A 15,991-nucleotide genomic window follows, 5' to 3' on the forward strand; every position below is an offset into this window, starting at 1 on the left:
AGTTCGTCTGTCGACCGCCATCCTCACCGGTCCTCCGGTACCCGGATCGCCGCTCGAGGGCGATCTGCGGTCGCTGGGCTTCGACGTCCGCACCGCCGCGGACGCGCGGGAGACCGCCGCACTGCTCGACGCCGTCCCGGCCGCCGAGCGCGTCGCCGTCGTGGACCCCCGCTTCGTCGGCCACGTCCACGCCCTGCGCCTCGCCCTCACGGACCCCCGGTTCCCGGCGGCCGCGGCCCCCGGCGCGCTGACGGCGCAGCCGGCCGCCCGTACCGCCCTGACCCGGGCACTGGCCTCGCTGCCCCCCGGGGCCGCTGCGACCGCCCCCGCCGGGGGTGACGGCACCGGCGCGGGGTCCGCCGCGGACACCCGCACCGCCGTCGTGACGCTGCCCGACCTGATCGCCGAGGCGCTCGGCGACGAGGGCGTCGACGTGCACCGGCCCGAGTTCGGGACCCTGGTCGCCGCCGTGCCGGCCGACCCGCAGAGCCGCAAGGAGACGCGGGACGCCGTAGCAGCCGTCGACGACGAGGCCGTACGGCTGCGCTCGGCCGTGAAGGCCCGCGACGGGTTCTTCACCACCTTCTTCATCAGCCCGTACTCGCGCTACATCGCCCGCTGGTGCGCCCGCCGGGGCCTCACCCCGAACCAGGTCACCACCGCGTCGCTGCTCACCGCCCTGATCGCGGCGGGGTGCGCGGCGACCGGCACCCGCGGCGGGTTCGTGGCGGCCGGCGTCCTGCTGCTCCTCTCCTTCGTCCTGGACTGCACCGACGGGCAGCTCGCCCGCTACTCGCTGCAGTACTCGGCGATGGGCGCGTGGCTCGACGCCACCTTCGACCGGGCCAAGGAGTACGCCTACTACGCGGGCCTCGCCCTGGGCGCCGCCCGCGGCGGGGACGACGTGTGGGCGCTCGCGCTCGGCGCGATGATCCTGCAGACCGGCCGCCACGTCGTGGACTTCTCCTTCAACGAGGCGAACCACGACGCCACGGCCAACACCAGCCCCACCGCCGCGCTCTCCGACAAGCTCGACAGCCGCGGCTGGACCGTGTGGGCGCGCCGGATGATAGTCCTGCCCATCGGTGAACGATGGGCCATGATCGCCGTGCTCACGGCGGTCACCACACCCCGCGTCGTCTTCTACGCCCTGCTCGCCGGCTGCGCCTTCGCCGCCTGCTACACCACCGCCGGCCGCCTCCTGCGGTCGCTCACCCGCAGGGCCCGCCGCACCGACCGCGCCGCCCGGGCCCTCGCCGACCTGGCCGACTCCGGCCCCCTCGCGCAGGGCTTCGCCGCCGCCTTCCGCGGCGTCGCCCGCGCCCTGCCCTCCTTCGCGCCCCCCGTCGCGGCCCTGACCGGCGCCGCCGCCGTCGTGGCCACCGCGGCCCTCGCGCCGGCCGGCGGGCCCTGGCCGGCGGTCGCCGCCCTCGGCTACGCCTGCGCCTCGGGCATGGCCGTCGCCCGCCCCCTCAAGGGCGCCCTCGACTGGCTCGTCCCGCCCTTCTTCCGGGCCGCCGAGTACCTCACGGTCCTCGTCCTCGCCGCCCGCTCCGACGCCCCGGGGGCCCTCCCCGCGGCATTCGGCCTGGTCGCGGCCGTCGCCTACCATCACTACGACACGGTCTACCGCATTCGCGGCGGCACCGGCGCGCCGCCCGCCTGGCTGGTGCGGACGATCGGCGGCCACGAGGGCCGCACGCTCGTGGTCGCGGTCCTCGCCGCGGCCCTGACGGCAGGCGACCACTTCACCGTCGCGCTCACCGCTCTCGCGGTGGCCGTCGCGCTGGTCGTGCTCGTGGAGTCCATCCGCTTCTGGGTGTCCTCCGGAGCACCCGCAGTACACGACGAAGGAGAACCCGCATGATCGGCCTCGTACTGGCAGCCGGTGCCGGACGGCGTCTGCGCCCCTACACCGACACGCTCCCGAAGGCCCTCGTGCCCGTCGACGGCGACCGGACGGTCCTCGACATGACCCTCGCCAACTTCGCCGCCGTCGGCCTCACCGAGGCCGCCGTCGTCGTCGGCTACCGCAAGGAGGCCGTGTACGAGCGCAAGGCCGCCCTTCAGGCCGCGTACGGCCTGAAGCTCACCCTCATCGACAACGACAAGGCCGAGGAGTGGAACAACGCCTACTCCCTGTGGTGCGCCCGTGACGTCCTGAAGGAAGGCGTCATCCTCGCCAACGGCGACACCGTGCACCCGGTCTCCGTCGAGCAGAACCTGCTGGCCGCCCGGGGCGAGGGCCGGAGGATCATCCTCGCCCTCGACACGGTGAAGAAGCTCGCCGACGAGGAGATGAAGGTCGTCGTCGACGGCGGGGGCGTGCGCCGCATCACCAAGCTCATGGACCCGGCCACCGCGAGCGGCGAGTACATCGGCGTGACCCTCATCGAGCCCGAGGCCGCCGAGCCCCTCGCGGACGCCCTGAAGGCCACCTTCGAGCGCGACCCGGACCTCTACTACGAGGACGGCTACCAGGAGCTGGTCAACCGCGGCTTCCAGATCGACGTGGAGTCCATCGGCGACGTCAGGTGGGTCGAGATCGACAACCACGACGACCTCGCGAAGGGCCGTGAGATCGCGTGCCTGTACTGACCCGGCTCATCCCCTCACCCGTCGTCGTCGACATCCGCAGCGGGGCGATGGACGACCTGGCCGGCCTCCTCGCCGACCAGCGGATCTCCGCCTCCGGCAAGCTCGCCATGGCGATCAGCAACGGCTCCGGCCAGGCGCTGCGCGAGAAGCTCGCGCCGCTGCTGCCCGACGCCGACTGGTACCACGTCGCCGACGGCAGCATCGACGCGGCCGTCCGGCTCGCCGACGCCATCCGCGGCAAGCGGTACGACGCCGTGGTCGGCCTCGGCGGCGGCAAGATCATCGACGTGACGAAGTACGCCGCCGCGCGCGTGGGCCTGCCCATGGTCGCCGTCGCGACGAACCTCTCCCACGACGGCATCTGCTCGCCCATCGCGACCCTCGACAACGACAACGGCCGCGGCTCGTACGGCGTCCCCTCGCCGATCGCCATGGTCATCGACCTGGACGTCATCCGTGACGCCCCGGCGCGCTTCGTGCGCTCCGGCATCGGCGAGGCCGTCTCCAACCTCTCCGCGATCGCCGACTGGGAGCTGTCGCACCGCCACACCGGTGAGCAGGTCGACGGCCTCGCCGCCGCCATGGCCCGGACGGCGGGCGAGTCCGTCCTGCGCCACCCCGGCGGCGCCGGCGACGACGAGTTCCTCATCGTGCTCGCCGAGGCACTCGTGCTCGGCGGCATCGCCATGTCGATCAGCGGCGACTCCCGCCCCTCGTCGGGCGCCTGCCACGAGATCTCCCACGCCTTCGACCTGCTGTACCCGGCGCGCGCCGCGCTCCACGGGGAGCAGGTCGGACTGGGCGCCGCCTTCGCGATGCACCTGCGCGGCGCCCGCGAGGAGTCAAAGCTCTTCGCCGAGGTGCTCCGCCGGCACGGGCTGCCGGTGCTGCCCGAGGAGATCGGATTCTCCCCCGAGGAGTTCGTCCGGGCCGTGGAGTACGCACCGCAGACCCGCCCCGGACGCTTCACCGTCCTCGAGCACCTCGACCTGTCCACCGACCAGATCAGGGACGCGTACGCCGACTATGCCAAGACCATCCGTAGCTGAACTCCGCCCGGTCGTCCATCCGGCGGGAGTGAAGGACCGGCGCAGCGGTGAGCACTGGGGCGGCCGCCTCTACATGCGGGAGATCTCGCTGCGCATCACCCGCCTGCTGGTCACCACCAAGGTCACGCCCAACCAGCTGACCTACGTGATGACCCTCTGCGGCGTCCTCGCCGCCCCGGCGCTGCTCGTGCCGGGCGTCTGGGGTGCCGTCCTCGGCGTGGTGGCGGTCCAGCTCTACCTGCTGCTCGACTGCGTCGACGGCGAGGTGGCGCGCTGGAAGAAGCAGTTCTCGCTCTCCGGCGTCTACCTGGACCGGGTCGGTGCCTACCTGTGCGACGCGGCGGTGCTCGTCGGCTTCGGCCTGCGCGCCGCGGACCTGTGGGGCACGGGCCGGATCGACTGGCTGTGGGCCTTCCTCGGCACCCTGGCCGCGCTGGGCGCGATCCTGATCAAGGCGGAGACCGACCTGGTCGGCGTCGCCCGGCACCAGGGCGGGCTGCCGCCGGTCAAGGAAGCGGCCGCGGAGCCGCGCTCGTCCGGCGTGGCGCTCGCCCGCCGGGCCGCCGCCGCGCTCAAGTTCCACCGGCTGATCCTCGGCATCGAGGCGTCCCTGCTCATCCTGGTGCTCGCGGTCGCGGACCAGGTCCGGGGCGACCTGTTCTTCTCGCGCCTCGGCGTCGCCGTGCTGGCCGGCATCGCGCTGCTCCAGACGGTGCTGCACCTGGTGTCCGTCCTCGCATCCAGCAGGCTGAGGTGACGCGCATGAAACTCGGTGCCGTCATCATCACCATGGGCAACCGCCCCGACGACCTGCGCGCCCTGATCGAGTCCGTCCGCAAGCAGGACGGCGACCCCGTCGAGGTCGTCGTCGTCGGCAACGGCGCCCCCGTCACGGGTGTCCCCGACGGCGTGCGCACCGTCGACCTCCCGGAGAACCTGGGCATCCCCGGCGGCCGCAACGTCGGCATCGAGGCCTTCGGGCCCCACGGCGGCGACGTGGACGCCCTGCTCTTCCTGGACGACGACGGCCTGCTGCCGAACACGGACACCGCCGAGCTCGTCCGCCGGGCGTTCACCGAGGACCCGGAGCTGGGCATCATCAGCTTCCGGATCGCCGACCCGGACACCGGCGTCACCCAGCGCCGCCACGTACCGCGGCTGCGGGCCTCCGACCCGATGCGCTCCTCGCGCGTGACGACCTTCCTCGGCGGCGCGAACGCCGTCCGGACGAAGGTCTTCGCCGAGGTGGGCGCGCTGCCCGGCGAGTTCTTCTACGCCCACGAGGAGACCGACCTGGCCTGGCGGGCCCTCGACGCCGGCTGGCTGATCGACTACCGCTCCGACATGGTGCTCCACCACCCGACGACCGCGCCGTCCCGGCACGCCGTCTACCACCGGATGGTCGCCCGCAACCGCGTCTGGCTGGCCCGCCGCAACCTGCCGGCCCCGCTGGTGCCCCTCTACCTCGGCGTCTGGCTGCTGCTCACCCTCGCCCGCCGCCCCTCGGTGCCCGCGCTCAAGGCGTGGTTCGGCGGGTTCCGGGAGGGCTGGACGAGCCCCTGCGGTCCCCGGCGCCCGATGAAGTGGCGTACCGTGTGGCGGCTGACGAGACTGGGCCGTCCTCCTGTCATCTGACAAGCTCGTACCGACAAGCACCGGGCGTACCCGGGACCTGGCCGCCACCTGACCCGCGCCCTTCCCGCCGCGCATCTTGAACACGAAAGTGCCAACTGGTGAGTGAGACAATCCATGACGGAGCGATCGCCGTGACCGCGGCCCCCGCCCCGCCATCCCCCGACGACGGCCTGTCCCCGGCGGAGCTGGCGGCCAAGTACGGTCTGTCGGTGAGCGGTGCCCGGCCGAACCTGCCCGAGTACGTCCGGCAGCTGTGGGGCCGTCGCCACTTCATCCTGACCTTCTCGCGCGCGAAGCTGACGGCCCAGTACAGCCAGGCCAAGCTCGGCCAGCTGTGGCAGGTGGCGACCCCGCTGCTGAACGCGGCGGTCTACTTCCTGATCTTCGGGCTGATCCTGAACGCCGGGAAGGGCATGCCGAAGGAGGTGTACATCCCGTTCCTGGTGACGGGCGTGTTCGTCTTCACCTTCACCCAGACCTCGGTGATGTCCGGCGTGCGGTCCATCGCCGGCAACCTCGGGCTGGTGCGGGCGCTGCACTTCCCCCGCGCCTCGCTGCCCATCTCCTTCGCGCTCCAGCAGCTCCAGCAGCTGATGTACTCGATGATCGTGCTGTTCGCGATCGTCGCGGCGTTCGGCAGCTACCCGTCGGCGAGCTGGCTGCTGATCCTGCCGGCGCTGACGATGCAGTTCGTGTTCAACACCGGGCTCGCCCTGGTCATGGCCCGGCTGGGCAGCAAGACCCCGGACCTCGCCCAGCTGATGCCCTTCATCCTGCGGACGTGGATGTACGCCTCCGGCGTGATGTTCTCGATCCCGGTGATGCTCCAGGACAAGCCGGCCTGGATCGCCGACGTCCTGATGTACAACCCGGCCGCCATCTACATGGACCTCATCCGCTTCGCGCTGATCGACGGTTACGGCTCCGAGAACCTCCCCTCGCACGTCTGGCTCGCCGGCCTGGTGTGGGCGGTCCTCGTCGGCGCCGCCGGTTTCGTGTACTTCTGGAAGGCAGAGGACCGGTACGGCCGTGGCTGAGGACATCAAGGACATCACCGCCGGGGACGCCGAGGACGCGCCCCCGACCGTCACCGCGGACGGCGCCCGCATCCCCACCGTCATCGCCGACGACGTGCACATCGTGTACCGCGTCAACGGCGGAGGTACCGCGGGCAAGGGCAGCGCCACCGCGGCGCTGAACCGGATAATCCGGCGCGACCGGGGCGAGTCGCGCGGTGTGCGCAAGGTCCACGCCGTGCGCGGCGTCTCCTTCACCGCGTACCGCGGCGAGGCCATCGGTCTCATCGGCACCAACGGCTCGGGCAAGTCGACCCTGCTGCGCGCCATCGCCGGCCTGCTGCCGTGCGAGAGCGGCCGGGTCTACACCGACGGGCAGCCCTCGCTCCTCGGTGTCAACGCGGCGCTGATGGGCGACCTGACCGGTGAGCGCAACGTCATCCTCGGCGGTCTGGCCATGGGCATGTCGCGCGAGGAGATCCGCGAGCGCTACCAGGACATCGTCGACTTCTCCGGCATCAACGAGAAGGGCGACTTCATCACGCTGCCCATGCGGACGTACTCCTCCGGCATGGGCGCCCGGCTGCGCTTCGCCATCGCCGCCGCCAAGGACCACGACGTCCTCATGATCGACGAGGCGCTGGCGACCGGCGACCGCAAGTTCCAGATCCGCTCCGAGCAGCGCATCCGCGAGCTGCGCAAGGAGGCGGGCACCGTCTTCCTCGTCAGCCACAGCAACAAGTCGATCAGGGACACCTGCGACCGTGTGCTCTGGCTGGAGAAGGGCGAGCTGCTGATGGACGGTCCGACGGACGAGGTCCTCAAGGCCTACGAGAAGGAAACCGGCAAGCCCTGACCCGGTGCCGCCGCTCCCGGGCCCGGCGGGGGGACACCCCGTCCGGGCACGGGCGCCCGCGGCCGCCGGTGCCACCGACGGCGCCGCGGGGGCGCGCGGACCCGGGCCCCTCCGCCGGCACCCGGGCGCCGCCCGCCGCCCCGGCGGGTCAAGTCCCGCGGGTACGAGGACGGTTGGTGGCATATGCGAACTTCTTCGTGTGCGTGTTCCCCGAGCGCGTAACACCCCGACAGGAGCGCTCGCGTTGTACAACGTAAGCTGTACCGGTGCTGATTCGCGGCAAGTGGGGCGATACCCCCGGGGGTGAGCGCCCGGGGCCCCTGAGCCCGCCGGGCGGCCCCGCCACTCCGGCCCGCCAGTCCGGAGGACCGGCGGCGTGTCCGAAATAGGATGTTTTGGGTCGGCAGTGTAGAACGGGAGACGTGACGGCAATGACGGTGAATCTCCAGCTCCGCGAGGATCCGGCCGTCCCCGCGCCGGGCAGTCCGCGGTGACAGGTACCCGGCAGGCGTGCCCCGACGCCTCCGTGCGCGCCACGCTCGACAAGGCCGCCCACGAGAACTTCCCCGTGGCCCCCTTCTTCCTGCCCCGGGCCTGGCGCGACGACCTGATGGCGGTGTACGGCTACGCCCGGCTCGTCGACGACATCGGCGACGGCGACCTGGCGCCCGGCGGCGCGGACGCCCGCCTGCTCGGCGTCCCCCCGCACCTCGCCGACGACCGGCTCGCCCTCCTCGACGCGTTCGAGGCGGACCTGCGCCGCGTCTTCGACGGCGTCCCCGCCCACCCGCTGCTGCGCGCCCTCCAGCCCACCGTGCGGCGCCACGCCCTGAGCCCCGAACCGTTCCTCGGCCTCATCGAGGCCAACCGCCAGGACCAGCTCGTACGCCGCTACGAGACGTACGACGACCTCGTCGCGTACTGCGAACTGTCCGCCAACACCGTCGGCCGTCTCGTCCTGGGCATCACCGGCACCACCAGCCCCGAGCGTCTGCGCCGCTCCGACGCCGTCTGCACCGCCCTGCAGATCGTCGAGCACCTCCAGGACGTCGCCGAGGACCTCGCCCGCGACCGCGTCTACCTGCCCGCCGAGCACATGAAACGGTTCGGCGTCACCGAGGCCGACCTGGCCCGCCCCACCGCCGGTGCGGCGGTCCGCGCCCTGATCGCGTCCGAGGCGGACCGCACCCGCGCGCTCCTGGACGAAGGCATGCCCCTGGTCGGCAGCGTCCACGGCAGGCTCCGGCTGCTGCTCGCCGGGTTCGTCGCCGGCGGCCACGCCTCCCTCGACGCGATCGCGGCCGCCGGACACGACGTACTCCAGGGACCGCCCAGGGCCACCAGGCCACAACTGCTGCGCCGGGTGGGAGCCGTCTTGCGAAGAGCGCGTGGAGAGGGGTGAGCGGGACCATGGAAGGACGGACACAGATGTCGGCGCCGGTGCAGGCCGCGTACAGCTACTGCGAGGCCGTCACCGGACAGCAGGCCCGCAACTTCGCCTACGGCATCCGCCTGCTGCCCACCGAGAAGCGGCAGGCCATGTCGGCGCTGTACGCCTTCTCGCGGCGGGTCGACGACATCGGCGACGGCCGGCTGGAGGCCGCGGCCAAGGAGGAGCGCCTCGACGCCACCCGGCAGCTGCTCGACCGCATCCGCAAGGACGCCGTCGACGAGGACGACACCGACCCGGTCGCCGTCGCCCTGTGCGACACCGCCCGCCGCTTCCCGCTGCCGCTCGGCGCTCTCGACGAGCTCATCGACGGCGTCCTGATGGACGTGCGCGGCGAGACGTACGAGACCTGGGACGACCTCAAGGTGTACTGCCGCTGCGTCGCGGGCGCCATCGGCAGGCTCTCGCTCGCCATCTTCGGCACCACGAACGGCGCACCCGGCACCGAACGGGCCGCCGAGTACGCCGACACGCTCGGCCTCGCCCTCCAACTCACCAACATCCTCAGGGACGTTCGCGAGGACGCCAGCAGCGGCCGCACCTACCTGCCCGCCGACGACCTCGCCAAGTTCGGCTGCGGCGACGGCTTCCGCACCGCCACCCCGCCGGCCGGCGCGGACTTCCCGGGCCTGGTGCACTTCGAAGTGCGGCGCGCCCGCGCGCTGTTCGCCGAGGGCTACCGGCTGCTGCCCCTGCTCGACCGCCGCAGCGGCGCCTGCGTCGCCGCGATGGCGGGCATCTACCGCCGCCTCCTCGACCGCATCGAACGCGACCCGCAGGCCGTCCTCCGCGGCAGGGTCTCCCTGCCCGGCCGGGAGAAGGCGTACGTCGCCGTGCGCGGCCTGTCCGGCCTCGACGCCCGGACCATGTCCCGGCAGACCCTCAGGAGGCGTGCCTGATGGCCCGTGGAGCAACCCGCGCCCCGCTTCCCGCGTCCCTGACGGCGGCGGCCGCACGAGGCAGGGGGGAGGGCGCATGACCGACGACTGCCTGACACCGGGCCCGCACGCCGTGGTCGTCGGCGGCGGACTGGCCGGCATCACCGCCGCCCTGCGCCTCGCCGAGGCCGGACTGGGCGTCACGCTCCTCGAAGGCCGGCCCCGCCTCGGCGGCCTCGCCTTCTCCTTCCGGCGCGGCGACCTCACCGTCGACAACGGCCAGCACGTCTATCTGCGCTGCTGCACCGCCTACCGGTGGTTCCTCGACCGCGTCGACGGCGCCCACCTCGCGCCCCTCCAGCGCCGGCTCGACGTCCCCGTCCTCGACGTCGCCCACCCGCGCGGCCCCCGCCTCGGCCGGCTGCGGCGCACCGCCCTGCCCGTACCGCTGCACCTCGCCGCGAGCCTCGCGACCTACCCGCACCTGTCGCTCGCCGAGCGCGCGAGCGTCGGCCGGGCCGCGCTCGCCCTCAGGAAGCTCGACCCGGCCGACCCGGCCCTCGACGGCATCGACTTCGCCACCTGGCTCGCCCGCCACGGCCAGACGCCCCGCGCGATCGAAGCCCTCTGGGACCTCGTCGGAGTCGCCACCCTCAACGCCACCGCCCCGCACGCCTCCATGGGCCTGGCCGCCATGGTCTTCAAGACCGGGCTGCTCTCCGCACCGGGCGCGGCCGACATCGGCTGGGCGCACGTCCCCCTCGGCGAGCTCCACGACACCCTCGCCCGCAAGGCCCTCGACTCCCTCGGCGTCCGCACCGCACTGCGCACCAAGGCCACCTCCCTCTCCCGCGCCGAGGGCGGCCGCTGGCAGGTCCGGGTGCCCGGCGAGACGCTCCACGCGGACGCCGTCGTCCTCGCCGTGCCGCCGGCCGAGGCCCACGGCCTGCTGCCGCCCGGCGCGCTCGACGACCCCGGCAAGCTCCTGGACATCGGCACCGAGCCGATCCTCAACCTCCACGTCCTGTACGACCGCAGGGTGCTGCGGCAGCCGTTCTTCACCGTGCTCGGCTCCCCGGTCCAGTGGGTCTTCGACCGCACGGACGCCTCCGGGTGCACCGACGGCCAGTACCTGGCGGTGTCCCAGTCCGCCGCCCGGGCCGAGATCGACGAGCCGGTCGCCGTCCTGCGCGAGCGGTACCTGCCCGAGCTGGAACGGCTGCTGCCCGCCGCGCGCGGCGCCAAGGTACGCGACTTCTTCGTCACCAGGGAGCGCACGGCGACGTTCGCCCCCACCCCCGGCGTCGGCCGGCTGCGCCCCGCCGCCCCCACCGAAGCGCCCGGCCTGTACCTGGCCGGCGCGTGGACCGCCACCGGCTGGCCCGCCACCATGGAAGGTGCGGTACGCAGCGGCTTCACCGCCGCGGACGCCGCCCTCTCGGCACTCGGCCGCCCCCATGTACATCCGCTCGAGGAGGCGGCATGAGCCTGAGTACTGGAACAAGAGGAGAGACCGTGCCGACTGTGCCCCCGGTGAATCCGGCCGTCGACACCGTGGACGTCGCCGCCCTGCTGGAGCGCGGGCGGACCCTGTCCACCCCGGTGCTGCGCGCGGCCGTGAAGCGGCTCGCGCCGCCCATGGACACCGTCGCCGCCTACCACTTCGGGTGGATCGACGCCCACGGCCGGCCCGCCGACGGCGACAGCGGCAAGGCCGTACGCCCCGCCCTCGCCCTGCTCTCCGCCGAGGCGGCCGGCGCCGAGCCCGCAACCGGCGTCCCCGGCGCGGTCGCCGTGGAGCTCGTCCACAACTTCTCGCTGCTGCACGACGACCTGATGGACGGCGACGAGCAGCGCCGCCACCGCGACACCGTGTGGAAGGTCCACGGCCCCGCCCAGGCCATCCTCGTCGGCGACGCCCTGTTCGCGCTCGCCAACGAGGTGCTCCTGGAGCTCGGCACCGTGGACGCCGGGCGCGCCACCCGCCGGCTGACCACCGCCAGCCGCAAGCTCATCGACGGCCAGGCCCAGGACATCTCCTACGAGCACCGGGAGCGGGTGACCGTCGAGGAGTGCCTGGAGATGGAGGGCAACAAGACCGGCGCGCTGCTCGCCTGCGCCAGCTCCATCGGCGCCGTCCTCGGCGGCGCGGACGACCGCACCGCCGACACCCTGGAGGCGTACGGCTACCACCTCGGTCTCGCCTTCCAGGCCGTCGACGACCTGCTGGGCATCTGGGGCGACCCCGAGGCCACCGGCAAGCAGACCTGGAGCGACCTGCGTCAGCGCAAGAAGTCCCTGCCGGTCGTCGCCGCGCTCGCCGCGGGCGGCCCGGCCTCGGAGCGGCTCGCGGAGCTCCTCGCGGCCGACGCCAAGAGCAGCGACCTCGACAGCTTCTCCGAGGAGGAGTTCGCCATGCGCGCGGCCCTCATCGAGGAGGCGGGCGGCCGCGAGTGGACCTCCGAGGAGGCCCGGCGCCAGCACGCCGTCGCGATCGAGGCGCTGCACCGCGTCGACGTGCCGGAACGTGTCCGCGCCCAGCTCACCGCGCTCGCGGACTTCGTCGTCGTACGAAAGAGATGATCGCCATCGGGACGAGCAGCCGCTTCGACACCATATGAATCGCTAGTCGCCGGCCGGTGCCCCGCGCACCGGCCGACGGCCCACCCGCAGCCGCAGCACATCCACTGCACGAAGGGGAAGCCATGACAGCGACGACCGACGGAAGCACCGGAGCCCCCGAGCCCTGGGCCCCCTCGGCCATGGAAACAGCCACCACCCTCCCCGCCGGCCCCGCCGCCCCGGGCGGTGGCGACGTACGGGAGGCCGCGGAGCGGGCCGTCCGGCGCTCCGTCGAGCACCTCCTCGCCCGGCAGGACGCCGAGGGGTGGTGGAAGGGCGACCTGGAGACCAACGTCACCATGGACGCCGAGGACCTCCTGCTCCGGCAGTTCCTCGGGATCCCGGACGAGACGGTCACCCGCGCCGCGGCGCGGCACATCCGCGGGGCGCAGCGCGAGGACGGAACCTGGGCCACCTTCTACGGCGGCCCCGGCGAACTGTCCGCCACCATCGAGGCGTACGTGGCGCTGCGGCTGGCCGGCGACCGGCCCGACGAACCGCACATGGCCCGTGCCGCCGCCTGGGTCAGGAGCCGGGGCGGCATCGCCGCGAGCCGGGTCTTCACCCGCATCTGGCTGGCGCTGTTCGGCTGGTGGAAGTGGGACGACCTGCCGGAACTGCCGCCCGAGCTGATCTACCTGCCGCCGTGGTTCCCGCTCAACATCTACGACTTCGGCCAGTGGGCGCGGCAGACCATCGTGCCGCTCACCATCGTCTCGGCCAAACGCCCCGTCCGCCCGGCGCCCTTCTCCCTGGAGGAGCTGCACACCGACCCGCGCCGGCCCGCCCCGCCCCGGCCGCTCGCTCCGGCGACCACCTGGGACGGCCTCTTCCAGCGGCTGGACAAGGCCCTGCACGCCTACCGCAAGGTCGCCCCGCGCCCGCTGCGCAGAGCCGCGATGAACACCGCCGCCCGCTGGATCATCGAGCGGCAGGAGAACGACGGCTGCTGGGGCGGCATCCAGCCCCCGGCCGTCTACTCGCTCATCGCGCTGCGCCTGGTCGGCTACGACCTGAACCACCCGGTGATGCGGACGGGCCTGGAATCCCTCGACCGGTTCGCCATCTGGCGCGACGACGGCTCCCGCATGGTCGAAGCCTGCCAGTCACCCGTCTGGGACACCTGCCTGGCGACCATCGCGCTCGCCGACGCGGGTCTGCGCCCCGACCACCCCGCGCTGGTCAAGGCGGCCGACTGGATGATCGGCGAGCAGATCGTCCGCCCCGGCGACTGGGCGGTGCGCAGACCCGGGCTCACCCCGGGCGGCTGGGCGTTCGAGTTCCACAACGACACCTACCCGGACATCGACGACACGGCCGAGGTGATCCTCGCGCTGCGCCGGGTGCGCCACCCCGACCCCGAGCGGCTCGACGCTGCCGTCGAGCGCGGTGCCCGCTGGACGCTCGGCATGCAGTCCCGTGACGGTGCCTGGGCCGCCTTCGACGCCGACAACACCAGCACCCTGCCCAACCGGCTGCCCTTCTGCGACTTCGGCGAGGTCGTCGACCCGCCGTCGGCCGACGTCACCGCCCACGTGGTCGAGATGCTGGCGTACGAGGGCAAGGCCCACCACCCGCGGACGCGCAGGGGCATCGAGTGGCTGCTGACCGAACAGGAGGCCTCCGGCTCCTGGTTCGGACGCTGGGGCGTCAACCACATCTACGGGACCGGGTCCGTGGTGCCGGCGCTGACGGCGGCCGGGCTGCCGCACTCCCACCCCGCCGTCCGGCGCGCCGTCGCCTGGCTGGAGTCCGTCCAGAACGACGACGGCGGCTGGGGCGAGGACCTGCGCTCCTACCGAGAGGAGAAGTGGATCGGCCACGGCGTGTCCACCGCCTCGCAGACCGCGTGGGCGCTGATGGCGCTGCTGGCCGCGGGGGAGCGGGACTCGGCCGCCGTGGAGCGCGGGGTCCTCTGGCTCGCCCGCACCCAGCGCGAGGACGGCTCCTGGGACGAGCCCCACTTCACCGGCACCGGATTCCCGTGGGACTTCTCCATCAACTACCACCTGTACCGGCAGGTCTTCCCCCTCACCGCGCTCGGCCGGTACGTCAACGGCGAACCCTCCTTCGGTCACCTCGGCAAGGAGGGGTGATGGCATCCGGACCGGAGTCGCCCGACTCCGACGCGGGGCTCGTCACCCCGCCGCTGCTGATCGCCTGTGCGCTCGGCATCGAACGCTTCGCCCTGCGCGGCCGGCGCCGCCACGGCGGCGCACCCGGTCCGGTGACCCTGCTGCGTACGGGCATGGGCCCGGCCAACGCCGAGCGGGCGGTGGCGCGGGCGCTCGCCGGGGAGCCGCTGCGGGACGCCGCGGTGGTGGCGTCCGGCTTCTGCGCCGGGCTGGCCCCGGGGATGCACCCCGGAGACCTGGTCGTCGCCGGCGAGACCCGGGGCCCCGGCGGCCCGGCCGCGTGCACGGGCACGGACCTGCTGGTGCGGGCGCTGGGGCGGGCCGTGCCCGGGCGTACGGTGCACACCGGCCCGCTGACCGGCTCCGACCACGTCGTCCGGGGCCCGGAGCGGGCCGACCTGCGGGCCACGGGCGCCATCGCGGTGGACATGGAATCGGCGGCCACGCTCGAGGCCGCGCTCGGTGCGGGGCCCCGCCCGGTTGCGGCCGTCCGGGTGGTCGTGGATGCTCCTGAGCACGAGCTCGTCCGGATCGGCACGGTCCGCGGGGGAATATCAGCTTTCCGCGTTCTTCGCGCCGTATTGCCCGCGTTCTTTGAATGGCACCGTTCTTTGCTGCTCCCCAGGAGGTGAGCCAGATGGCCATGCCGCTTCGCCAGACCATCCGGGTCGGGACCTATCTCTTCGAACAGAAGCTCCGCAAGCGCGAGAAGTTCCCCCTCATCGTCGAACTGGAGCCGCTCTACGCCTGCAACCTGAAGTGCGAGGGCTGCGGGAAGATCCAGCACCCGGCCGGAGTGCTGAAGCAGCGCATGCCGGTCGCCCAGGCGGTCGGAGCGGTCCTGGAATCCGGGGCACCCATGGTGTCGATCGCGGGCGGCGAACCGTTGATGCACCCGCAGATCCACGAAATCGTGCGCCAATTGGTGGCCAGGCGGAAATACGTCTTCCTCTGCACCAATGCCCTTCTGTTGCGAAAGAAGCTCCAGGACTTCACGCCCTCGCGGTATTTCGCTTTCGCGGTCCACATCGACGGGCTGCGGGAACGGCACGACGAGTCGGTGGCCAAGGAGGGGGTGTTCGACGAGGCGGTGGAAGCCATCAAGGAGGCCAAGCGGCGCGGCTTCCGGGTCACCACCAATTCGACGTTCTTCAACACGGACACCCCGCAGACCGTCATCGAGGTGCTGAACTTCCTCAACGACGACCTGAAGGTCGACGAGATGATGATCTCGCCCGCGTACGCCTACGAGAAGGCACCCGACCAGGAGCACTTCCTGGGGGTCGAGCAGACCCGCGAGCTGTTCAGGAAGTCGTTCGCCGGCGGCAACCGGCGCCGCTGGAGACTCAACCACTCACCGCTCTTCCTGGACTTCCTCGAGGGCAAGGCCGACTTCCCGTGCACGGCCTGGGCGATCCCCAACTACTCGCTCTTCGGCTGGCAGCGGCCCTGCTACCTGATGGCCGACGGCTACGTCCCGACGTACCGCCAGCTCATCGAGGAGACCGACTGGAACGCGTACGGCCGCGGCAAGGACCCGCGCTGCGCCAACTGCATGGCCCACTGCGGCTACGAGCCGACCGCCGTCCTCGCCACCATGGGCTCGCTGAAGGAGTCCCTGCGCGCCGCGCGCGAGACCGTCTCGGGAAGCCACGGCTGAAGGCCGTGGGGACCGCCGCGCCCACGGCGGACACCGGGCTTCCCCGGGGCCCGCCACCACCGCCGGCCGAACCGGATCAGAGAGGGGGTCCG

General features: G+C 72.9%; 14 protein-coding genes. All 14 read left to right on the forward strand.

The window, feature by feature from the left end:
- Positions 1-7 precede the first annotated feature (7 nt).
- Positions 8-1,867 (forward strand): DUF5941 domain-containing protein, encoded by a 1,860-nt coding sequence (locus tag ACIA79_RS14685; protein WP_399428645.1) that lies wholly within the window; start codon positions 8-10, stop codon positions 1,865-1,867.
- Positions 1,864-2,598: a sugar phosphate nucleotidyltransferase gene (locus ACIA79_RS14690; protein ID WP_399428598.1), complete on the forward strand. Its 735-nt coding sequence runs from the start codon at positions 1,864-1,866 to the stop codon at positions 2,596-2,598. The genes ACIA79_RS14685 and ACIA79_RS14690 overlap by 4 nt, the downstream gene beginning before the upstream one ends.
- A complete protein-coding gene (locus ACIA79_RS14695; RefSeq protein WP_399428599.1) occupies positions 2,586-3,647 on the forward strand; it encodes an iron-containing alcohol dehydrogenase family protein in 1,062 nt (353 codons plus the stop codon). Before ACIA79_RS14690 ends, ACIA79_RS14695 begins: the two co-directional genes overlap by 13 nt.
- Complete coding sequence (locus ACIA79_RS14700) at positions 3,625-4,404, forward strand: CDP-alcohol phosphatidyltransferase family protein (RefSeq protein ID WP_399428600.1); 780 nt, start codon at positions 3,625-3,627, stop codon at positions 4,402-4,404. Before ACIA79_RS14695 ends, ACIA79_RS14700 begins: the two co-directional genes overlap by 23 nt.
- 5 nt (positions 4,405-4,409) lie before the next feature.
- A complete protein-coding gene (locus tag ACIA79_RS14705; RefSeq protein ID WP_399428601.1) occupies positions 4,410-5,282 on the forward strand; it encodes a glycosyltransferase family 2 protein in 873 nt (290 codons plus the stop codon).
- 98 nt (positions 5,283-5,380) lie between these two features.
- Positions 5,381-6,319 (forward strand): ABC transporter permease, encoded by a 939-nt coding sequence (locus ACIA79_RS14710; protein WP_399428602.1) that lies wholly within the window; start codon positions 5,381-5,383, stop codon positions 6,317-6,319.
- Positions 6,320-6,332: 13 nt separating this feature from the next.
- Complete coding sequence (locus tag ACIA79_RS14715) at positions 6,333-7,154, forward strand: ABC transporter ATP-binding protein (RefSeq protein ID WP_391813963.1); 822 nt, start codon at positions 6,333-6,335, stop codon at positions 7,152-7,154.
- A 490-nt stretch (positions 7,155-7,644) separates the two neighbouring features.
- Positions 7,645-8,556 carry a squalene synthase HpnC gene (hpnC, locus tag ACIA79_RS14720; RefSeq protein WP_399428603.1) on the forward strand — a complete coding sequence of 304 codons (912 nt, stop codon included), beginning with the start codon at positions 7,645-7,647 and terminating at the stop codon, positions 8,554-8,556.
- Positions 8,557-8,564: 8 nt separating this feature from the next.
- The gene (gene hpnD / locus ACIA79_RS14725) at positions 8,565-9,503 is read left to right on the forward strand and encodes a presqualene diphosphate synthase HpnD (RefSeq protein ID WP_399428604.1); all 939 of its coding nucleotides are present in this window, start codon (positions 8,565-8,567) and stop codon (positions 9,501-9,503) included.
- Between the two features lie 76 nt (positions 9,504-9,579).
- Positions 9,580-10,968 carry a hydroxysqualene dehydroxylase HpnE gene (hpnE, locus tag ACIA79_RS14730; RefSeq protein WP_399428605.1) on the forward strand — a complete coding sequence of 463 codons (1,389 nt, stop codon included), beginning with the start codon at positions 9,580-9,582 and terminating at the stop codon, positions 10,966-10,968.
- 38 nt (positions 10,969-11,006) lie between these two features.
- Complete coding sequence (locus ACIA79_RS14735; protein ID WP_399428646.1) at positions 11,007-12,065, forward strand: polyprenyl synthetase family protein; 1,059 nt, start codon at positions 11,007-11,009, stop codon at positions 12,063-12,065.
- Between the two features lie 122 nt (positions 12,066-12,187).
- The gene (gene shc, locus ACIA79_RS14740; RefSeq protein WP_399428606.1) at positions 12,188-14,200 is read left to right on the forward strand and encodes a squalene--hopene cyclase; all 2,013 of its coding nucleotides are present in this window, start codon (positions 12,188-12,190) and stop codon (positions 14,198-14,200) included.
- Positions 14,200-14,871: a 1-hydroxy-2-methyl-2-butenyl 4-diphosphate reductase gene (locus tag ACIA79_RS14745; protein WP_399428607.1), complete on the forward strand. Its 672-nt coding sequence runs from the start codon at positions 14,200-14,202 to the stop codon at positions 14,869-14,871. Before shc ends, ACIA79_RS14745 begins: the two co-directional genes overlap by 1 nt.
- Positions 14,872-14,876: 5 nt before the next feature.
- Entirely contained in the window at positions 14,877-15,899 is a 1,023-nt protein-coding gene (gene hpnH, locus ACIA79_RS14750; protein ID WP_399428609.1) for an adenosyl-hopene transferase HpnH, read from the forward strand.
- Positions 15,900-15,991: the final 92 nt, after the last annotated feature.

Origin of the sequence: Streptomyces sp. NPDC051310 (assembly GCF_044455245.1) — a bacterium.
Classification (GTDB): domain Bacteria; phylum Actinomycetota; class Actinomycetes; order Streptomycetales; family Streptomycetaceae; genus Streptomyces.